An 18,384-nucleotide genomic window follows, 5' to 3' on the forward strand; every position below is an offset into this window, starting at 1 on the left:
GTCAACTCCTGATGGCGGGCCCGGAGCCCGCCAGCCCGTTCGATGTCAGGCTGCTGTCAGGTGTTAGTTTGCGCAGGCGTCACCGAATCAGCACCGGGTGGGGAGAGCACATGGACACCACGCAGCGGACCGAGCAGCAACGGTCCGCCGACCGCCGACGGCGCGAGCTGCTGGAGGCCGCCGACCGGGTGGTGCTGCGCGACGGGCCGCAGGCCTCGATGAACGCCATCGCGGCGGAGGCGGGCATCACCAAGCCGATCCTTTATCGCCACTTCGGTGACAAGGGAGGGCTGTACGCCGCCCTCGCCAAACGGCACACCGACGCGCTGCTGGACTCGCTGCGGGCGGCGCTGGACGCCCCCGCCGAGCGCCGGGAGCGGGTCGAGGCGACCCTCGACACCTATCTCGCGGCGATCGAGGCCCGGCCTCAGGTCTACCGGTTTCTGATGCATCCGGCCGACGGGTCACCCGGGGAGCAGGGGTTCGATGTCGGCAAGCACTCCGCTCCGCTGCTTCGGCGGATGGGCGAGGAGCTGGCCCAGGTCATCGAGGACCGGTTGGATCTCGGGCCCGCGAGCCAGCAGCTCGCGCGGGTGTGGGGGCACGGGATCGTCGGGATGATGCACGCGGCCGGGGACTGGTGGCTGGGCGAGCGGCCTTGCTCCCGGGCCGAACTGGTGCGCAGTCTGGCCGACCTGTTGTGGGGCCGCCTCGCGGCGGCCGGCGACAAGATCGGCGGTCCCGGGTTCTGAGGGCCGCCCCGCGCCCCTTCAGACCGGACCGCGCCCTGGGCGCCAGGAGGCTCGGGCCACCTGGCGCATCAGCTTCCGCCTGCGCCGGCCCTCCACCCGGTCCGCGTACACGCGGCCTTCCAGGTGGTCGGCCTCGTGCTGCAAGCATCTGGCAAAGAATCCCGTGCCGTCGACGGTGACCGGCTCGCCGGTCACCGTGACGCCCTCGACCACCGCGTGGTCGTAGCGCTCCGTTCCCGCCTCCAGGCCCGGGAGGGACAGACAGCCCTCCGGTCCCCGCAGCACGATGCCGTCCGCCTCGACCAGCCTCGGGTTCACCACATGGCCCAGATGGCGGACGTCCTCGTCGTCGGGGCAGTCGTAGACGAAGACGCGCAGCGGCTCGCCGATCTGGTTGGCCGCCAGGCCGACCCCCCTGGCCGCGTACATCGTGGCGAACATGTCCTCGACGAGGCGGGCGAGTTCGGGGCCGAAGTCGGTGACGTCCTCGCAACGGGCGTGCAGGACGGGGTCGCCGAGCAGGGTGAGGGGCCGGACGCGCCCGCGGGCGCCCGGGATGGAGCCGTGTCGCATGGCGGCAAGGGTACGGTCCTTTCTGACACGCGCATGCCGTCCACGGGTGTGACGCGGTCCCGGGATTCGGGAGTGCGAATGGATCTCGATAGGCTGACCACCTACCACGTTGCCGTACGGCAGAGGCGCGGCGCGTACGCAAGGAGGATCGAGAACTGATGGCAGGCAACTCGGACCCGCTCACGCCGCGGGCCAAGATCGCCGTGACCGCCGGCAAGGCGGTCGCGGCGGCGTCGCGCGCCGCGGGGCGCGGCAGCGGTTCGGTGATCGGCGGCCGGGTGGCGCTCAAACTCGACCCCGACCTCCTCGCCCGGCTCGCCCAGAACCTGGACGTCGTCCTCGTCTCGGCGACCAACGGCAAGACCACCACCACCCGGCTGATCGCCGAAGCGCTGCGCGCCGCCGGGCCGGTCGTGTCCAACGCGCTCGGCGCCAACATGCCGGCCGGCATCACCTCGGCCCTCGCGGGCGGCTCCGACGCGCGCTACGGCGTGATCGAGGTCGACGAGAAGTACCTCGCGGGCGTGGCCCGCGACACCGCCCCCAAGTGCATCGCGCTGCTCAACCTCTCCCGCGACCAGCTGGACCGCGCCGCCGAGACCCGCATGCTCGCGGAGAACTGGCGTGAGGGGCTTGCCGGTTCCAAGGCCGTCGTCGTGGCGAACGCCGACGACCCGCTGGTGGTGTGGGCGGCCTCCTCCTCGCCCAACGTGATCTGGGTCGCCGCCGGTCAGATGTGGAAGGACGACGCCTGGTCGTGCCCGTCCTGCGGCGGCGTCATGCAGCGGCCCGGGGACGACTGGTTCTGCGGCGAGTGCGGGTTCCGGCGGCCCACGCCGAGCTGGGTGCTGTCCGGGGACCATGTGCTCGATCCGCACGGGTCCGCCTGGCCGATCCATCTGCAGCTGCCGGGCCGCGCCAACAAGGCCAACGCCGCCTCCTCGGCCGCCGTGGCCGCCGTCTTCGGGGTGCCGCCGCAGGTCGCGCTGGAGCGGATGTACCAGGTGCAGGCCGTCGCCGGACGCTACGACGTCGTCCAGTTCATGCAGCGCGACCTGAGACTCCTGCTCGCGAAGAACCCGGCGGGCTGGCTCGAGACGTTCAGCCTGATCGATCCGCCGCCGGCCCCGGTCATCCTCTCGGTGAACGCGCGCGGCGCCGACGGCACCGACACCTCCTGGCTGTGGGACGTCGACTACACGCGGCTGACCGGCCACCCGATCTTCGTCGTCGGTGACCGCAAGCTGGACCTCGCGGTGCGTCTGGAGGTCGCGAACCAGCACTTCCAGGTGTGCGAGAACCTCGACCAGGCAGTGCAGCAGGCTCCGCCGGGCCGGATCGAGGTCATCGCCAACTACACCGCGTTCCAGGACCTGCGCCGCCGCGTCGGCAACTGACCACGAAGGACGTTTCCATGAGCGACAACCAACTGCGGCTGGTGTGGATCTACCCGGACCTGCTGAGCACCTACGGCGACCAGGGCAACGCCCTCGTCGTCGAGCGCCGCGCGCGGCAGCGCGGTCTCGACGTCGCGCGCCTCGACGTGCGCAGCGACCAGCCGATCCCGACGTCCGGCGACATCTACCTCATCGGCGGCGGCGAGGACCGTCCGCAGCGGCTCGCGGCGGAGCGGCTGCGCCGGGACGCGCACCTGTACCAGGCGGTGAACAACGGCGCGATCGTGTTCGCGGTCTGCGCCGGCTACCAGATCCTGGGCCACGAGTTCGTCAACGACCTCGGGCAGCGCGAGCCGGGTCTCGGCCTGCTGGACGTGACGACGACGCGCGGCGAGGGCGAGCGGTGCGTCGGCGACGTCCTCGGGGACATCGACCCGCGGCTCGGTCTGCCGCAGCTGACCGGCTTCGAGAACCACCAGGGCGTCACCCACCTCGGCCCGACCGCCCGCCCCCTGGCCCGGGTCCAGCTCGGCAAGGGCAACGGCACCGGCGACGGCACCGAGGGCGCGTACAACGACACCGTGTTCGGGACGTACATGCACGGCCCGGTGCTGGCGCGCAACCCGCTCATCGCGGACCTGCTGCTGAAGCTGGCGCTCGACGTGAACGCGCTGCCGCCGATCGACGACCGCTGGTACGAGGCGCTGCGGGGCGAGCGCATCGCGGCTGCGCAGCAGCCTGCCTGACCTGGATGTTCACCTGATTTTCAGCGCACCGTCAGCAGCCCGTCTGACAGTGCGTCCGCACAGGTGAGCGGGCACGTCCAGCAGGCGGACGCGTGCTACGGCCCCGCCCCCTCCTGCCGCTAGGGTGGCGGGGATTCGAGCCGGACAGCGTGGTCCGGACCGGCCCACGTGGAGAAGGTTGTTTCGGGCTATGCGCATTGGTGTCCTCACGTCCGGCGGCGACTGCCCCGGCCTGAACGCCGTCATCCGGTCCGTCGTGCACCGTGCCGTCGCCGACCACGGCGACGAGGTCATCGGCTTCCGGGACGGCTGGAAGGGCCTCCTGGAGTGCGACTATCTCAAGCTCGACCTCGACGCGGTGGGCGGCATCCTGGCCCGCGGCGGCACGATCCTCGGCTCCTCCCGGGTCCAGCCCTCGCATCTGCGCGACGGCGTGGAGCGGGCCCGGGGCCATGTCGCGGAGCTCGGTCTCGACGCGATCATCCCGATCGGCGGTGAGGGCACCCTCAAGGCGGCCCGGCTGATGTCGGACGCGGGGCTGCCCATCGTGGGCGTGCCGAAGACCATCGACAACGACATCGCCGTCACCGACGTCACCTTCGGGTTCGACACGGCCGTCGGGGTGGCCACCGAGGCGCTCGACCGGCTGAAGACCACCGCCGAGTCCCACCAGCGGGTGCTGGTCGTCGAGGTCATGGGGCGGCACACCGGCTGGATAGCGCTGCACTCCGGCATGGCCGCCGGCGCCCACGCCATCGTCGTACCGGAACGCCCCTTCGACATCGAGGAGCTGGCCCGGCGGGTCGGCGAGCGGTTCGAGGCGGGCAAGCGGTTCGCGATCGTCGTCGCCGCGGAGGGGGCCAAGCCCGCGCCCGGCGGTATGGACTTCGACGAGGGCGCCAAGGACATCTACGGGCACGAGCGCTTCGCGGGGATCGCCCGGCAGCTGTCGATCGAGCTGGAGTCGCGGCTCGGGAAGGAAGCGCGGCCGGTGATTCTGGGGCATGTGCAGCGCGGCGGCACGCCGACCGCGTACGACCGGGTGCTCGCCACCCGGTTCGGGTGGCATGCGGTGGAGGCCGTGCACCGGGGGGAGTTCGGCAACATGACGGCCCTGCGCGGGACGGACATCGTGATGGTGTCCCTCGCCGAGGCGGTCGAGACGCTGAAGACCGTTCCGCAGGAGCGGTACGCGGAAGCGGAGTGCGTGCTCTAGTCGTCCGACGGTTCGACGCACCGACGGTCACCCGTCCGGCCGTCGAACCGTCACGCTTCGGTGGCCCGTGCGCACTGGGCGCGGGCCGCCTCGGGCGTCACCGCCCGCCCGTGTTCGAATTGACACCCGGCACCTGGGGCCTCGTACTGAACACGCAGGACCAAACCCCCCATTTCCCTCCCCTCTCAGGGAGTCCCCATGACGGTGCAGCAACAGCAGGTCACCCTTCCGACGGTGCTGGTGTACGAGGACGACCCCGGATTTCCTCCGCTGGTCAACATGCCCGTACCGCATCCCGTGCCACAGCTCGACACCCAGCCCTTCCCCACGGCCATCGCGGGCAACACCCCGCAGCCGAACGGTGCCGGACCCGGCACCGAGGCCTTCCGGTACTGGGTGGCGGCCGACGCCCTCAGCAGGGCCAGTCAGACCTGGGGGCCGCTGGTCCCGACCGGGACGCACTGGCATCCGCGCGTCGGACGCCTCCTGACCGCACACCTCGACGCGGGCAACGACCTCAACGCCTTCTACGACCGTAAAGGCCTGTGGTTCTTCCGCCGTACCGTGGCAGGCGTCCTCGTCGCCACATGCGAGAGCAACGAGATCGTCGAGCACGAGACAGGGCACGCGGTCCTCGACGCCCTGCGCCCCCAGCTGTTCGACACCGCGAGCGCGGAGGCGGCCGCCCTTCACGAGGCGTTCGGCGACATCAGCGCCCTGCTGAGCTCGCTCCGGCTGGAATCGCTGCGGATCGGCGTGCTCGCCGAGACGCAGGGCGAACTCGAACTGTCCTCGCGGGTGTCGAGGATGGCCGAGCAGCTGGGCTGGGCGATCCGTCAGCGCCATCCGGAGCGGGTCGACCCGGACTGCCTGCGCAACATGGCGAACAGCTTCTTCTACCTCGACCCGGTGCTGCTGCAGCCGAACGGGCCCGCGAGCATGCTCACCAGCGAGCCGCACTCGTTCTCCCGGGTCTTCAGCGGCGCGTTCCTGAAGATCGTCGCCGGGATCTTCCACCAGCAGGACCTGCAGGACCAGGCCGGTCTGGCGTTCTCCGCCGAGATGGCCGGACAGCTCCTGGTGGACGCCGTCGTGGCCGCGCCCGTGGTGTCCGCCTACTACGCGCAGGTCGCGGGCCACATGATCGCCGCGGACCAGCGCCGCAACGGCGGCAAGTACGGCCCCTCCCTGCGCTCGGCGTTCATCCGGCACGGCATCCTCTCCCTGGAGGCCGCCACGTCCCTCACCGAGCCGGAGCTGACCCGCCGCGCCGCCGCGATCGCCGAGGCGACGCCCGGCGGACCCGACGATCAGGGTCAGACGGCCGTGACGGTCCCGGGGGCGATGTACGGCGTCACCCAGCCGCTCTCCCTCTCCGCCCCGGCGCAGGAGCGACGCTTCGGCATCGCGGGCTCCGACCCGGCCGGCGGCTCGGTGCGGCCCGCCGACCCGGAGCGGGTCGCCACCTCGTTCCTCGAGGACCTGTTCCGCCGCGGCCGGGTCCATGTGCCCGAGGAGCACCGCTCCGCCACGGCGTTCGTCGACGACAGCCCTGCCCGGCTGAAGACCCACGAGATCACACGGAGCGAGACCGGCGAGGGCCTGGCCCTGGTCCGGCGGGGCTTCGACTGACCCCGAGCCTCAGCGGTCGCCAAGCCGGCGTCAGCACGTCGGCCGGCAATACGTCGGCCGTAGACACGTCGGCTCAGTTCAGAAAGCGCAGACGACGGACGGAGAGCCGTCCGTCGTCCGTGCGCTCGACCACATGGGTCGTCCGGGGAGTGGGCTCCTCACCCTCGTAGACCGCCTCGCCGCGCGCCAGCAGGTCGTCGACGAACTTCTCGGTCGCCCGGCGCTCGGCGTCGTCCTGCTGCGCGTCGGCGCGGGCCGTCTCCTCCACCGGCCCCCGCACGTCCACCGTGAAACCGGCGCGCTCCAGCGCATCGACGCCCCGCGTGGTCACCATGGCGAGCACGAGCCGCTCGGAGACCACCTCGGCGGGCACGGCCTCGGTCTCGTCCATGGCCGCGGTCAACGAGCGCAGGTCCTGGCCGTCGCGGACCTCGATCCGCGCCCGAAGCACGGGCCTGCCCTCCGCCGCCGCGAGGGCGAACACGGGGTGGGCCGCGGTGCGCATCCCCGCCTCCCGCGCGAAGCCGCGTTCCTGGGCGTCCTCGCCCACGAAGACGCAGGCGTCGGCCGCGCCGCCGGTGGCGGCGACCGCCCGGTCGAAGATGCCGCGGCTGTCCTTCACTCCCCAGTTCACCAGCGCCGCGTCCGTGAAACGGCCGGGAAACGCCTCCGCCAGCGCCCGTGCCACGGCGGCCTCGGCCGACCCGGGGTTGGAGATGATGCCCTTGCGTGCCTCGCCCAGGGCGTCCAGCGCGGCGAGGACCCGCGGCAGGGGCCGCAGGGTCAGGGAGCCGTCCGGCTCCCTCCGGGGATCCGCCAGGGTCGCGCCGATGTCGAAGAAGATGACAGACATGGCACAAGCCTCCCCGCGGTGAACGCTTCCGAGTCGGGACCGCCCGAGTGAACCGCCCCGGTGCCGGAGGCCGCCGGGGGCTTCTCTACTCTGGTGGGCGGCAGGAAACGTACAACCCCCCACGAATCAGGAGCCGGCGGATGGATCACAGCGGGCACGGCATGACCATGGATCTGCCGCCGTTCACGCTGGGACGGGGTCTTCAGTGGTCGGCGGACCCGTTCTTCCTCGTCGCCTGCCTGGTGGGGCTCGGTCTGTACGGCTGGGGGGTGGTGCGGCTGCGCAGGCGCGGGGACGCCTGGTCGGTGGGTCGGACCGTGTCGTTCGTCGTCGGTGTGCTGACCGTCGGGCTGATGATGTGCACCCGGCTGAACGACTACGGGATGGTCATGTTCAGCGTGCACATGGTGCAGCACATGGTGATCAGCATGCTGTCGCCGATCCTGATCCTGCTGGGCGCGCCCATGACGCTCGCGCTGCGCGCGCTGCCGGCCGCCGGCCGGGGCCGCAAGGGGCCGCGTGAGCTGCTGCTGATGCTGCTGCACAGCCGCTACATGCGGATCATCACGCATCCCGCGTTCACCATCCCGCTGTTCATCGCGAGTCTCTACGCGCTTTACTTCACGCCGTTGTTCGACTTCCTGATGGGCTCCAAGACCGGGCACGTCGCGATGATGGTGCACTTCCTCGCCGTCGGCGTGGTGTTCTTCTGGCCGATCATCGGCGTGGACCCGGGCCCGAGCCGGCCGGGCTATCTGATGCGGATGCTGGAGCTGTTCGCGGGCATGCCGTTCCACGCGTTCTTCGGCATCGCGTTGATGATGGCCTCGCAGCCGATGGTCGAGACGTTCAAGAACCCGCCCGCCTCGCTCGGCATCGACGCGCTGTCGGACCAGAACGCGGCCGGCGGCATCGCCTGGGCGTTCAGCGAGATCCCGTCCGTGCTGGTGCTGATCGCCCTGCTGTTCCAGTGGTACGGCTCCGAGCAGCGGCAGGCCAAGCGCAAGGACCGGGCCGCCGACCGCGACGGGGACCAGGAGCTGGAGGCGTACAACGCCTATCTTGCGTCGCTCCAGGCACGCGGGCGCTGAACCCGGGGCACCATGGAGGGGGACCCGCCCGGCCGAGGGCGGCCCTGAGGAGGGTGTCGCGATGGCCGGTACCACGGACAGTTCCACGAAGACCATGGGGGCGCTCACCGTCGGCGGGCTCGTCATGGTGACCGCCTACACGGTGGCGCTCGGCAGCAACGGCTGGCTGTGGTTCGGCTGGGTCGTGCTGGGGCTGATCACGCTCGCGATGGTCGTGACCAGGACGAGCTGATCACCCGGGGGTGAGCCGGGCCGCCGAGTGCACGCCCGGCTGGTACTTCGGAAGCCGGGCGGTGATCTTCATGCCCGCTCCGAGGGCGGTCTCGATGACCAGGCCGTGGTCGTCGCCGTAGACCTGGCGGAGCCGGTCGTCGACGTTGGACAGGCCGATGCCGCCGGACGGGCTCACCTCGCCGGCCAGGATGCGGCGCAGCGCGACCGGGTCCATGCCGGCGCCGTCGTCCTCGATGACGACCAGGGCCTCGGCGCCGGCGTCCTGTGCGGTGATCTGGATGTGGCAGGTGCCGGTCTTGCCCTCCAGGCCGTGCTTGACGGCGTTCTCCACGAGCGGCTGGAGGCAGAGGAAGGGCAGCGCCACGGGGAGGACCTCGGGCGCTATCTGGAGGGTGACGGCGAGGCGGTCGCCGAAGCGCGCCCGGACCAGGGCCAGATAGTGGTCGATGGCGTGGAGTTCGTCGGCGAGGGTGGTGAAGTCGCCGTGCCTGCGGAACGAGTAGCGGGTGAAGTCGGCGAACTCCAGGAGCAGTTCGCGGGCGCGTTCGGGGTCGGTGCGCACGAAGCTCGCGATCACGGCGAGCGAGTTGAAGATGAAGTGCGGGGAGATCTGGGCGCGCAGGGCCTTGATCTCGGCCTCGATCAGCTTCGTACGGGACTGGTCGAGGTCCGCCAGCTCCAGCTGGACGCTCACCCAGCGGGCCACCTCGCCGGCCGCCCGCACCAGGACGGCGGACTCGCGGGGCGCGCAGGCCACCAGGGCGCCGTGCACCCGGTCGTCGACGGTGAGCGGGGCGACGACGGCCCAGCGGACGGGACAGTCGGCGTGTTCGCAGGTCAGGCGGAAGGCCTCGCCGCGGCCGCTCTCCAGGGGGCCGGCGAGCCGCTCCATGATCTCGGCGCGGTGGTGTGCGCCGACTCCGTCCCAGGCCAGCACCTCCTTCTCGTCGGTCAGGCACAGGGCGTCCGTGCCGAGCAGGGTGCGCAGTCTGCGGGCCGATCTGCGGGCCGTCTCCTCCGTGAGGCCGGCCCGCAGCGGGGGTGCGGCGAGGGAGGCGGTGTGCAGGGTCTGGAAGGTGGCGTGCTCGACGGGGGTGCCCAGCCCGCCCAGGCTTTCCGGGCGTGCGGTGCGGCGGCCCAGCCAGAAGCCCGCGGCGAGGAAGGGGAGGATGGCGATGCAGACGCCCGCGAGGAAGCCGCTCATGCCGTTGGCTCCCCGGCCTTCGTCTCCGCGGCCTTCGTCTCCGCGGCCGTCGTCTCCGCGGCCTTCGTCTCCGCCGCCCGCAGCTCCTCCGTGCGCAGTTCCTCGGGCAGGTGGAAGCGGGCCAGGATCGCCGCCGTGCCGGCCGGGACGCGCCCCGGGGTGGCCAGGGACACCAGGATCATGGTGAGGAAGCCCAGGGGGACGGACCACAGCGCGGGCCAGGCGAGCAGCGCGTGCAGGCCGCCCGTGCCGGGGAAGCCGGCCATGGTCGCGGCGACGGCGAGGAACGCCGACCCGCCGCCCACCAGCATCCCGGCGGCCGCGCCCGGCGGGGTCAGCCGGCGCCACCAGATGCCGAGGACGAGGAGCGGGCAGAAGGAGGACGCCGACACCGCGAAGGCCAGCCCCACCGCGTCGGCCACCGGCAGCCCGCCCACCAGCAGACTCGCGGCGAGCGGTACGGCCATGGCGAGCCCGGTGCCGAGCCGGAAGTGCCGTACGCCGCGGGTCGGCAGGACGTCCTGTGCGAGCACCCCCGCCACGGCCATCGTCAGCCCGGACGCCGTGGACAGGAACGCGGCGAAGGCGCCGCCGGCGACCAGCGCGCCCAGCAGGTCGCCGCCGAGGCCGCCGATCACCCGGTCGGGCAGCAGCAGGACGGCCGCGTCGGCGTCGCCGCTGAGGGCCAGTTCGGGGGCGTAGAGGCGGCCCAGGGCGCCGTAGACGGGTGGCAGGAGGTAGAAGGCGCCGATCAGGGCGAGGACGGCGACCGTGGTGCGGCGGGCGGCGACCCCGTGCGGGCTGGTGTAGAAGCGGACGACGACGTGCGGCAGGCCCATGGTGCCGAGGAACGTGGCGAGGATCAGTCCGTAGGTCGCGTACAGGGGGCGTTCCTCGCGGCCGGCGGCGAGAGAGGTGGACATGCCTCCGTTGCTGCCGCGTTCGGCGGTGGGGACGGCGGTGCCCGCGGCGAAGGTGAGGCGGGCGCCGCGCTCGATGTGGTGGGTGCCGGCGGGGAGGCGCAGTACGGCGTCGTCGTGCGGGCGGCCGTCGACCGTGCCGTCCACCGTCACGGTGAGGGGGCTCTCCAGCTTGAGGTCGAGGGTGTCGTCGACGCGGACGACGCGCTGGTCGCGGAAGGCGGCCGGTTCCTCGAAGGCGCCGCGGGGCGCGCCGTCGCCCTGCCAGGCCAGGGTCAGGAAGAGGGCGGGGACGAGGAGGGCGGTGAGCTTGAGCCAGTACTGGAAGGCCTGCACGAAGGTGATGCTGCGCATGCCGCCCGCGGCGACGGTCGCGGTGACGACGACGGCGACGATCAGCCCGCCCAGCGAGTCGGGGGCGCCGGTGAGGACAGTCAACGTCAGCCCGGCGCCCTGGAGTTGGGGCAGCAGATAGAGCCAGCCCACGCCGACGACGAAGGCGCCCGCGAGCCGTCGGGCCGGCCGGGAGGCGAGGCGGGCCTCGGCGAAGTCGGGGAGGGTGTAGGCGCCGGAGCGGCGCAGCGGGGCGGCGACGAAGAGGAGCAGGACCAGGTAGCCGGCGGTATAGCCGACGGGGTACCAGAGCATGTCCGGGCCCTGGACGAGGACCAGTCCGGCGATGCCGAGGAAGGAGGCGGCGGAGAGGTACTCGCCGCTGATGGCAGCCGCGTTGAGGCGGGGGCCGACGGTGCGGGAGGCGACGTAGAAGTCGGAGGTGGTGCGGGAGATGCGCAGGCCGAAGGCGCCGACGAGGACGGTGGCGACGACGACCAGGGCGACGGCGGGAACGGCGAACGTCGAGTTCATCGCGGTGCGGCCTTCACTTGTCCTCGCCCTTCACTTGTCCTCGACCAGCCGGATGAAGTCCCGTTCGTTGCGTTCGGCGCGGCGCACGTACCAGCGGGCGAGCAGGACGAGCGGGGCGTAGAGGCAGAAGCCGAGGACCGCCCACTGCAGGCGGTGGGCGTCGGGCATCGCCGCGAAGAGGAGGGGCAGCGGGCCGACGAGCAGCATGAGGACGGCGAACACCGTGAGGGCGGCCCGCAGTTGGGAGCGCATGAGGGAACGGACGTAGGTGTGCCCGAGGGTGGTCTGCTCGTCGATCTCGGTGCGCGGGCGGTAGTAGCCGAAGGCACGCCGGGTGCGGCGCGGCGGGCCGGTGACCACCACGCGCCGTTCGACGGGGTCCTGGGGCACGGCTTAGGTCCTCCTCATCAGCAGGTCCCGCAGTTCGCGGGCGTGGCGGCGGCTGACCTGGAGTTCCTCGCCGCCGACCAGGACGCTCACCGTGCCCGCGTCCAGCCGGAGTTCGCCGATGTGGCGCAGGGCGACGAGGTGGCGGCGGTGGATGCGGACGAAGCCGCGGGCACGCCAGCGCTCCTCCAGGGTGGACAGGGGGATGCGGACCAGGTGGCTGCCGCGGTCGGTGTGCAGGCGGGCGTAGTCGCCCTGCGCCTCCACGTGGGTGATGTCGTCGACGGCGACGAAGCGGGTCACGCCGCCGAGCTCGACGGGTATGTGGTCCGGGTCGGGCTCGTGCACGGGGATGCGCGGGGCGGCGGCGCCGCGCAGTTCGGCGGCCCGGCGCACGGCCTCGGCGAGGCGTTCCTTGCGGACGGGTTTGAGGACGTAGTCGACGGCCTTGAGGTCGAAGGCCTGGACGGCGAAGTCCTCGTGGGCGGTGACGAAGACGACCAGCGGCGGCTGCGCGAAGCCGGTGAGGAGACGGGCCAGGTCGAGGCCGTCGAGGCCGGGCATCTGGATGTCGAGGAAGACGACGTCGATGGCCTCGGGGCCGTGCGGGCCGGACTCCAGGGCGCGGTTGATGCGGCGCAGCGCCTCGGTCGCGTCGCCGGCTCCCTCCACACTGCCGATCCGGGGATCTGCGGTGAGCAGGTACAGCAGCTCCTCCAGCGAGGGGCGTTCGTCGTCGACGGCGAGGGCGCGCAGCATGAAGGTGGAGTGTAGGGGCGATCCGCACCGCTGGACATGTACCGGGGTGTGGACGTACGCCCTGGATACAGTGCCCGCATGAACAGCGCGCCCGCCCCTTTCGACGATCTCGACCGGAAGATCATCACGGCTCTGATGGCGAACGCCAGGTCGAGCTTCGCCGAGATCGGCACGGCGATCGGCCTGTCCGCGACGGCGGTCAAGCGCCGGGTGGACCGGCTGCGGGAATCCGGGGTGATCACCGGGTTCACGGCGACCGTGGAGCCGTCGGCGCTGGGCTGGCGCACGGAGGCGTACGTGGAGGTGTACTGCGAGGGGGCCGCCCCGCCGAGGCGGCTGGCGGAGGTGGTGCGCAACCATCCGGAGATCACCGCGGCGATGACGGTGACGGGTGGGGCGGACGCGCTGCTGCATGTGCGGGCGCGGGACGTGGAGCACTTCGAGAACGTGCTGGAGCGCATCCGGGCCGAGCCGTTCATCCGGAAGACGATCAGCGTGATGGTGCTGTCGCATCTGCTGCCGGAGAGCCCGGAGGCGGGCGCGACCCAGCACGCTCCCGAATAAACCTGCGAAGACGCAGCAAACCTGCGCAGACTGTACTCACCACGCAGCGTTCCTGCGTGGACACGCAATGCTCGTTCCTTGTCGTGCGTCCCCGTCAGTTCCTACCTTGGTGTCAACCCTCAGTCGACACCGCAGGAAAAGCGGAGGAACCCTCTGTGCCCGAGAGTGTGACCGACGATCGTGTGCAGCGCCCCCGGCGCTTCCTCGTCTGTGAACCCAGACACTTCGCCGTGCAGTACGCGATCAACCCCTGGATGCGTCCCGACACCCCCGTGGACGTCGATCTGGCCCAGGCCCAGTGGCAGACGCTGATCAGCGCCTATCGGGCCCACGGCCACACCGTGGACGTCGTGGAGCCGGCTCCCGGTCTCCCCGACATGGTCTTCGCCGCGAACTCGGCGGTCGTCGTGGCGGGCCGGGTCTTCGGGGCCCTCTTCCACGCGCCGCAGCGGCGGCCGGAGTCCGTGCACTACGACACCTGGTTCAAGGCGGCGGGCTTCGACGTCCACCGGCCCGAGTCCGTCTGCGAGGGCGAGGGGGACCTGGTGTGGACGGGCCGGTACGTGCTGGCCGGCACCGGGTTCCGCACGACCCGGGAGGCGCACCGGGAGGCGCAGGAGTTCTTCGGCCACCCGGTGATCAGCCTGACGCTGGTGGACCCGCACTTCTACCACCTGGACACGGCGCTGTTCGTCCTCGACGACGACAACATCGCGTACTACCCGGAGGCGTTCTCGGCCGGCAGCCGGGAGGTGCTGGCCCGGCTGTATCCGGACGCGGTGCTCGCCACCCGCGACGACGCCATGGCGCTGGGCCTGAACTCGGTCTCCGACGGCCGTCATGTCTTCATCGCCCCGCAGGCCGAGGTCCTCGCCTCCCGGCTCGCCGAGCGCGGCTATGTCCCCGTCCCCGTCGACCTCTCGGAGTTCCTGAAGGCCGGCGGTGGCATCAAGTGCTGCACGCAGGAGATCCGTTCATGACCGCACCCGTCGTCCCCGCGCAGTCCGCCGATGCCGCCTCCGGGCGTTCCTCCGCCGACCTGATCCGTGCCGAGGAGCCCGTCCTCGCGCACAACTACCATCCGCTGCCCGTGGTCGTCGCGCGCGCCGAGGGCACCTGGGTGGAGGACGTCGAGGGCCGCCGGTACCTCGACATGCTGGCCGGTTACTCGGCCCTCAACTTCGGCCACCGGCACCCGCTGCTGATCGAGGCGGCCCACCGTCAGCTGGACCGTCTGACCCTCACCTCCCGCGCCTTCCACAACGACCGCCTCGCCGAATTCGCCGAGCGGCTCGCGGAGTTGACCGGTCTGGACATGGTCCTGCCGATGAACACGGGCGCGGAGGCGGTCGAGTCCGGCATCAAGGTGGCCCGCAAGTGGGCCTACGACGTGAAGGGCGTCCCGGCCGACCGGGCGACGATCGTGGTCGCCGCGGACAACTTCCACGGCCGGACGACGACGATCGTGAGCTTCTCCACGGACGAGACGGCCCGGGCGGGCTTCGGGCCGTTCACGCCGGGGTTCAGGATCGTCCCGTACAACGACCTGGCCGCGCTGGAGCAGGCCGTCGACGAGACGACCGCCGCGGTGCTCATCGAGCCGATCCAGGGCGAGGCGGGCGTCCTCATCCCCGACGACGGCTATCTCGCGGGGGTGCGGGAGCTGACCCGGCGGGCGAACTGTCTCTTCGTCGCCGACGAGATCCAGTCGGGGCTCGGACGCACCGGGCGCACGCTGGCCGTGGAGCACGAGGAGGTCGTCCCCGACGTCCTGCTGCTGGGCAAGGCGCTCGGCGGGGGGATCGTGCCGGTGTCGGCGGTGGTGGCGCGGCGCGAGGTGCTGTCGGTGCTGCGGCCGGGCGAGCACGGGTCGACGTTCGGCGGAAATCCGCTGGCCGCGGCGGTCGGCACGGCGGTGGTGGAACTGCTGGAGACGGGTGAGTTCCAGCGCCGGGCGGCCGAGCTGGGCGCGGTCCTGCGGGACGGTCTGACCGGGCTGGTCGGCAAGGGCGTCGTCGGCTTCCGGGCGCGGGGGCTGTGGGCGGGCGTGGACGTCGACCCGGCGCTCGGCACCGGGCGCGAGGTGAGCGAGCGCCTGATGGGCGAGGGCGTCCTGGTCAAGGACACCCATGGCTCGACCATCCGGCTGGCCCCGCCGCTGACGATCACCGAAGAGGAACTCGCCTCGGCGCTGACGGCGTTGGAGCGGGTGCTGACCCGGGAGGCCTGAGGGATCCGCGGACCGGCCCCGCAGTCCCCGGGTGGCTCGGCGTCGGTCGTGCAGGCAGGGTGATGATTGAGTCAGGAGGTGGTAGACCACTCTCAGCGACAGAGAGGTCGACCGTGGGCACACACGACGAGGACGACGTTGCCCGTCGGCGGTTCGACGTGGCGGATGCCGCCCCCCTCCTGCTCGACGCGGGCGGTGTGGTCAGGGGCTGGACCAGGGACGCCGAGCGGCTGCTGGGGTATCCGGCCGCCGACGCGGTGGGCAGGGGGCTGGCCGGGCTGCTGACCCGGGCGGACGCCGCGCGGGTGCCGGACGTCCTCGAACGGTGCCGTCGGGAGGGCGGCTGGGCGGGACTGCTGTCGGCCCGCCGCGGGGACGGCCGGCCGATCCCGGTCATGGCCCGGATCACCTCGGCGGACGAGCCCGGCGGCCCGACACGCTGGCTGGTCCTGCTGAACGAGCGCGGCGACGCCCCCGGCTGGAGCATGAGCCGCCCCGTGCTGGAGAAGATGGTGAGCGGCTCGCCGATCGGCATCGCCATCGTCGACACCGACCTGCGCTTCGTGTGGTCGAACGCGGCCCTCGCCCGGTTCGGCGGCGGGCCGCCCGAGCACCGGCTGGGCCTGCGGCTCGCGGACGTCCAGCCGGGTCTGGACTCCGAGGCGATCGAGGCGCAGATGCGGCGGGTGCTGCAGAGCGGGGAGCCCGTCCTCGGGTACGAGCACGTGGGGCATGTACGGGCCTCGCCGCACCGGGAGACGGCGCACATGCTGTCGTTCACCCGGCTCGACGACGACCACGGCCATCCCATGGGCGTGTACTACACGGTCGTCGACATGACCGAGCGCCACCGCGCCCGGCAGCGGCTGGCGCTGCTGGACCGGGCCGGCCGGCGCATAGGCCGCAGCCTGGACATCGGCCGCACCGCCCAGGAACTGGCCGACATCGCCGTGCCGGGTTTCGCCGACGTCGTCACCGTGGACCTCCTGGAGCCGGTCCTGCGCGGCGCGGAGCCCGCCCAAGAGCGACCGACGGACGCCCCGAAGAACACCGTCACCCTGCACAGAGCCGGCCGACGCACAGCCGCCACCGACACCCCCGCAGTCACCCACGCAACCGACTCGCCCCCACCCCAGAACAGCCCGAAAGACCCCGTCCCCCCGCAGGAGGCAGGCCGACGGACGGCCGAGGCCGACGGTCTTAAGGAGGTCGCCGGCGACCCCTCAGCCGCCCACGGAACCGACACGCCCCCGGCGCAGGACGGCCCGGAAGACCCCGTCCCCGGGCACAGGACAGGCCGGCCGACGGGAGGGGCCGACGGTCTTGAGGAGGTCGCCGGTGACCCCTCAGTCACCCACGGAACCGACACTCCCCCGGCGCAGGACGGCCTCGAAGGGTCCGTCGCCAGGGGCGGGGCGGGTCGGTCGACGGGTGGGGGCGAGGGGTTCGGGGACGTCGCCGGTGCCCCCGCCGTCGTCTATCCGGTCGACTCGCCGCCGGCGCGCGCTCTGGTGACGGGGCGGCCCTGGTGGGCCGAGCGGCTCACCGAGGAGTGGGGGGCGGCCTTGGCCCCCGCGGCCGAGCCGCCCAGCGTCCTGGTGGTGCCGGTCCGGGCGCGGGGCACCACCCTGGGCGTGACCACGTTCCTGCGAGGCCACCGGCGTGAGCCGTTCGACGAGGACGACCTGGCCCTGGCCGAGGACCTCGTCTCGCGGGCGGCCGTCTGTGTGGACAACGCCCGCCGCTACACCCGCGAGCGCGACGCGGCCCTGGTGCTCCAGCGCAACCTGCTCCCCCGCCGGCTGCCCGAGCAGGGGGCGGTGGAGGTGGCCGCCTGCTACCGGCCGGCCGACGAGCTGACCGGCCTCGGCGGGGACTGGTACGACCTGATCCCGCTGTCGGCGGCCAGGGTCGCCCTGGTCGTCGGCGAGGTGCCCGGGCACGGCATCGACGCCGCCGCGGCCATGGGCCGCGTCCGGACCGCCGTGCGCACCCTCGCCGCCCTGGACCTGCCGCCCGACGAGGTCCTCGCGCACCTGGACGACCTGGTCACCCGCATGGACCACGAGGACGGCGTGGCGGCGGCTGAGGGCGAGGCGGAGCCGGGGGCCGAGGGGACGCAGACCGCGGGGTCGGCGTGCGTGTACGTCGTCTACGACCCCGTGGACGGGCGGTGCACGATGGCCGCCGCCGGGCACCCCGCCCCGGCCGTCGTCCTGCCCGACGGCACCGTCACGTTCGTCGAGCTGCCCCAGGGGCCGCCGCTCGGCGTGGGCGGCCCGCCGTTCGAGTCGGCCGAGGTGACCCTGCCGGAGGGCAGCACGCTCGCGCTGCACACGGACGGGCTGCTGGCCCAGGGCGAGGACTGGTCGTTGGACACGGACCGGGAGCGGCTGCGGCTGGCCCTGGAGCGGGCGTCGGACCGTCTCGACCTGCGCTGCCGGGCCGTGATCGACGCGCTCGTCCCGGCCCGGCCGCACGACGACGTGGCCCTGCTGATGGCCCGCACGCACCGGCTGGCCGTCGACCAGGTCGCCGACTGGGAGCTGCCCGCCGACCCGGCGGCGGTCGCCGAGGCCCGCAAGACCGCGAGCCGCCGGCTGGCGGACTGGGGCCTCGCCGAGTTGTCGTTCACCACCGAGCTGGTCGTCAGCGAGCTGGTCACCAACGCCATCCGGTACGCCACCGGACCGATCCGGCTGCGGCTGATCCGCGAGCGCTCCCTGGTCTGCGAGGTCTTCGACGGCGGGGCCACCGCACCCCACCTGCGCCATCCGCGCACCACCGACGAGGGCGGCCGCGGGCTGCTGCTGGTCTCCCAGGTCGCCCAGCGGTGGGGCACCCGTTTCCTCCCCGAAGGGAAGATCATCTGGGCCGAGCAGTCGCTCACGGGTCCCGGCGTCTGAGTACAATCCCACATTCGTCACATCACATGAGAAAATGACGCAATACCGGCGGA

The 18,384-nt window shown here is 72.4% G+C and carries 17 protein-coding genes; 11 read left to right on the top strand and 6 right to left on the bottom strand.

Features of this window, described 5'->3' with window-relative positions; genetic code table 11:
* Positions 1-110: 110 nt before the first annotated feature.
* The gene (locus ACZ5SK_RS35125) at positions 111-752 is read left to right on the top strand and encodes a TetR/AcrR family transcriptional regulator (RefSeq protein WP_334583003.1); all 642 of its coding nucleotides are present in this window, start codon (positions 111-113) and stop codon (positions 750-752) included.
* 18 nt (positions 753-770) lie between these two features.
* On the opposite strand, the gene def is transcribed toward ACZ5SK_RS35125, so the two are convergent.
* Complete coding sequence (gene def, locus ACZ5SK_RS35130; protein ID WP_334583004.1) at positions 771-1,325, bottom strand: peptide deformylase; 555 nt, start codon at positions 1,323-1,325, stop codon at positions 771-773.
* Between the two features lie 158 nt (positions 1,326-1,483).
* Between def and ACZ5SK_RS35135 the strand changes: the two genes are divergently transcribed.
* The 4 genes from ACZ5SK_RS35135 (at position 1,484) to ACZ5SK_RS35150 (ending at position 6,316) form a co-directional block, all read left to right on the top strand.
* Complete coding sequence (locus tag ACZ5SK_RS35135; RefSeq protein WP_334583005.1) at positions 1,484-2,722, top strand: MurT ligase domain-containing protein; 1,239 nt, start codon at positions 1,484-1,486, stop codon at positions 2,720-2,722.
* Positions 2,723-2,739: 17 nt separating this feature from the next.
* Positions 2,740-3,468, top strand: a complete 729-nt coding sequence (locus ACZ5SK_RS35140) for a type 1 glutamine amidotransferase (protein ID WP_079663763.1) — start codon at positions 2,740-2,742, stop codon at positions 3,466-3,468.
* 190 nt (positions 3,469-3,658) lie between these two features.
* Complete coding sequence (locus ACZ5SK_RS35145) at positions 3,659-4,684, top strand: 6-phosphofructokinase (RefSeq protein WP_319344939.1); 1,026 nt, start codon at positions 3,659-3,661, stop codon at positions 4,682-4,684.
* Between the two features lie 198 nt (positions 4,685-4,882).
* Positions 4,883-6,316, top strand: coding sequence for a gluzincin family metallopeptidase (locus tag ACZ5SK_RS35150; protein ID WP_334583006.1), 1,434 nt, complete (start codon positions 4,883-4,885; stop codon positions 6,314-6,316).
* 73 nt (positions 6,317-6,389) lie between these two features.
* Here the strand turns inward: ACZ5SK_RS35150 and ACZ5SK_RS35155 are convergent, their stop codons facing one another.
* Positions 6,390-7,169: an HAD family hydrolase gene (locus ACZ5SK_RS35155; RefSeq protein ID WP_334583007.1), complete on the bottom strand. Its 780-nt coding sequence runs from the start codon at positions 7,167-7,169 to the stop codon at positions 6,390-6,392.
* 140 nt (positions 7,170-7,309) lie between these two features.
* Between ACZ5SK_RS35155 and ACZ5SK_RS35160 the strand changes: the two genes are divergently transcribed.
* Both ACZ5SK_RS35160 and ACZ5SK_RS35165 read left to right on the top strand, forming a co-directional pair.
* Positions 7,310-8,260, top strand: a complete 951-nt coding sequence (locus ACZ5SK_RS35160) for a cytochrome c oxidase assembly protein (protein WP_361709028.1) — start codon at positions 7,310-7,312, stop codon at positions 8,258-8,260.
* A 61-nt stretch (positions 8,261-8,321) separates the two neighbouring features.
* A complete protein-coding gene (locus tag ACZ5SK_RS35165; RefSeq protein WP_107472669.1) occupies positions 8,322-8,492 on the top strand; it encodes a hypothetical protein in 171 nt (56 codons plus the stop codon).
* Here ACZ5SK_RS35165 and ACZ5SK_RS35170 read toward each other — a convergent pair whose 3' ends face one another.
* Genes ACZ5SK_RS35170 through ACZ5SK_RS35185 form a run of 4 tightly spaced genes read right to left on the bottom strand, consistent with a single transcriptional unit; the run spans position 8,493 to position 12,631 of the window.
* Positions 8,493-9,698 (bottom strand): sensor histidine kinase, encoded by a 1,206-nt coding sequence (locus ACZ5SK_RS35170; RefSeq protein ID WP_334583009.1) that lies wholly within the window; start codon positions 9,696-9,698, stop codon positions 8,493-8,495. It abuts the gene before it with no gap.
* Positions 9,695-11,485: a sodium/solute symporter gene (locus ACZ5SK_RS35175; protein WP_468576935.1), complete on the bottom strand. Its 1,791-nt coding sequence runs from the start codon at positions 11,483-11,485 to the stop codon at positions 9,695-9,697. The genes ACZ5SK_RS35170 and ACZ5SK_RS35175 overlap by 4 nt, the downstream gene beginning before the upstream one ends.
* Before the next feature lie 30 nt (positions 11,486-11,515).
* Positions 11,516-11,875: a hypothetical protein gene (locus tag ACZ5SK_RS35180; RefSeq protein ID WP_334583011.1), complete on the bottom strand. Its 360-nt coding sequence runs from the start codon at positions 11,873-11,875 to the stop codon at positions 11,516-11,518.
* A gap of 3 nt (positions 11,876-11,878) precedes the next feature.
* Positions 11,879-12,631 (bottom strand): LytR/AlgR family response regulator transcription factor, encoded by a 753-nt coding sequence (locus ACZ5SK_RS35185; protein WP_334583012.1) that lies wholly within the window; start codon positions 12,629-12,631, stop codon positions 11,879-11,881.
* 78 nt (positions 12,632-12,709) lie between these two features.
* On the opposite strand from ACZ5SK_RS35185, the gene ACZ5SK_RS35190 reads away from it, so the two are divergent.
* The 4 genes from ACZ5SK_RS35190 (at position 12,710) to ACZ5SK_RS35205 (ending at position 18,331) form a co-directional block, all read left to right on the top strand.
* Positions 12,710-13,195 carry an Lrp/AsnC family transcriptional regulator gene (locus ACZ5SK_RS35190; protein WP_334583013.1) on the top strand — a complete coding sequence of 162 codons (486 nt, stop codon included), beginning with the start codon at positions 12,710-12,712 and terminating at the stop codon, positions 13,193-13,195.
* 167 nt (positions 13,196-13,362) lie between these two features.
* The gene (ddaH, locus tag ACZ5SK_RS35195) at positions 13,363-14,175 is read left to right on the top strand and encodes a dimethylargininase (RefSeq protein ID WP_334583812.1); all 813 of its coding nucleotides are present in this window, start codon (positions 13,363-13,365) and stop codon (positions 14,173-14,175) included.
* Positions 14,172-15,425: an ornithine--oxo-acid transaminase gene (rocD, locus tag ACZ5SK_RS35200; protein WP_334583014.1), complete on the top strand. Its 1,254-nt coding sequence runs from the start codon at positions 14,172-14,174 to the stop codon at positions 15,423-15,425. Before ddaH ends, rocD begins: the two co-directional genes overlap by 4 nt.
* 113 nt (positions 15,426-15,538) lie before the next feature.
* Positions 15,539-18,331: a SpoIIE family protein phosphatase gene (locus ACZ5SK_RS35205; RefSeq protein WP_468158722.1), complete on the top strand. Its 2,793-nt coding sequence runs from the start codon at positions 15,539-15,541 to the stop codon at positions 18,329-18,331.
* Positions 18,332-18,384: the final 53 nt, after the last annotated feature.

This window comes from Streptomyces sp. NPDC031474, assembly GCF_055581185.1.

Bases quoted from the DNA above. Each gene is read 5' to 3' on its own strand.
- rocD (WP_334583014.1), top strand. From the start codon at position 14,172: ATGACCGCACCCGTCGTCCCCGCGCAGTCCGCCGATGCCGCCTCCGGG.
- ACZ5SK_RS35140 (WP_079663763.1), top strand. From the start codon at position 2,740: ATGAGCGACAACCAACTGCGGCTGGTGTGGATCTACCCGGACCTGCTG.
- ACZ5SK_RS35135 (WP_334583005.1), top strand. From the start codon at position 1,484: ATGGCAGGCAACTCGGACCCGCTCACGCCGCGGGCCAAGATCGCCGTG.
- ACZ5SK_RS35185 (WP_334583012.1), bottom strand. From the start codon at position 12,631: ATGCTGCGCGCCCTCGCCGTCGACGACGAACGCCCCTCGCTGGAGGAG.
- ACZ5SK_RS35170 (WP_334583009.1), bottom strand. From the start codon at position 9,698: ATGAGCGGCTTCCTCGCGGGCGTCTGCATCGCCATCCTCCCCTTCCTC.
- ACZ5SK_RS35190 (WP_334583013.1), top strand. From the start codon at position 12,710: ATGAACAGCGCGCCCGCCCCTTTCGACGATCTCGACCGGAAGATCATC.
- ACZ5SK_RS35160 (WP_361709028.1), top strand. From the start codon at position 7,310: ATGGATCACAGCGGGCACGGCATGACCATGGATCTGCCGCCGTTCACG.
- ACZ5SK_RS35125 (WP_334583003.1), top strand. From the start codon at position 111: ATGGACACCACGCAGCGGACCGAGCAGCAACGGTCCGCCGACCGCCGA.
- ACZ5SK_RS35155 (WP_334583007.1), bottom strand. From the start codon at position 7,169: ATGTCTGTCATCTTCTTCGACATCGGCGCGACCCTGGCGGATCCCCGG.
- def (WP_334583004.1), bottom strand. From the start codon at position 1,325: ATGCGACACGGCTCCATCCCGGGCGCCCGCGGGCGCGTCCGGCCCCTC.
- ACZ5SK_RS35165 (WP_107472669.1), top strand. From the start codon at position 8,322: ATGGCCGGTACCACGGACAGTTCCACGAAGACCATGGGGGCGCTCACC.
- ACZ5SK_RS35175 (WP_468576935.1), bottom strand. From the start codon at position 11,485: ATGAACTCGACGTTCGCCGTTCCCGCCGTCGCCCTGGTCGTCGTCGCC.
- ACZ5SK_RS35145 (WP_319344939.1), top strand. From the start codon at position 3,659: ATGCGCATTGGTGTCCTCACGTCCGGCGGCGACTGCCCCGGCCTGAAC.
- ACZ5SK_RS35150 (WP_334583006.1), top strand. From the start codon at position 4,883: ATGACGGTGCAGCAACAGCAGGTCACCCTTCCGACGGTGCTGGTGTAC.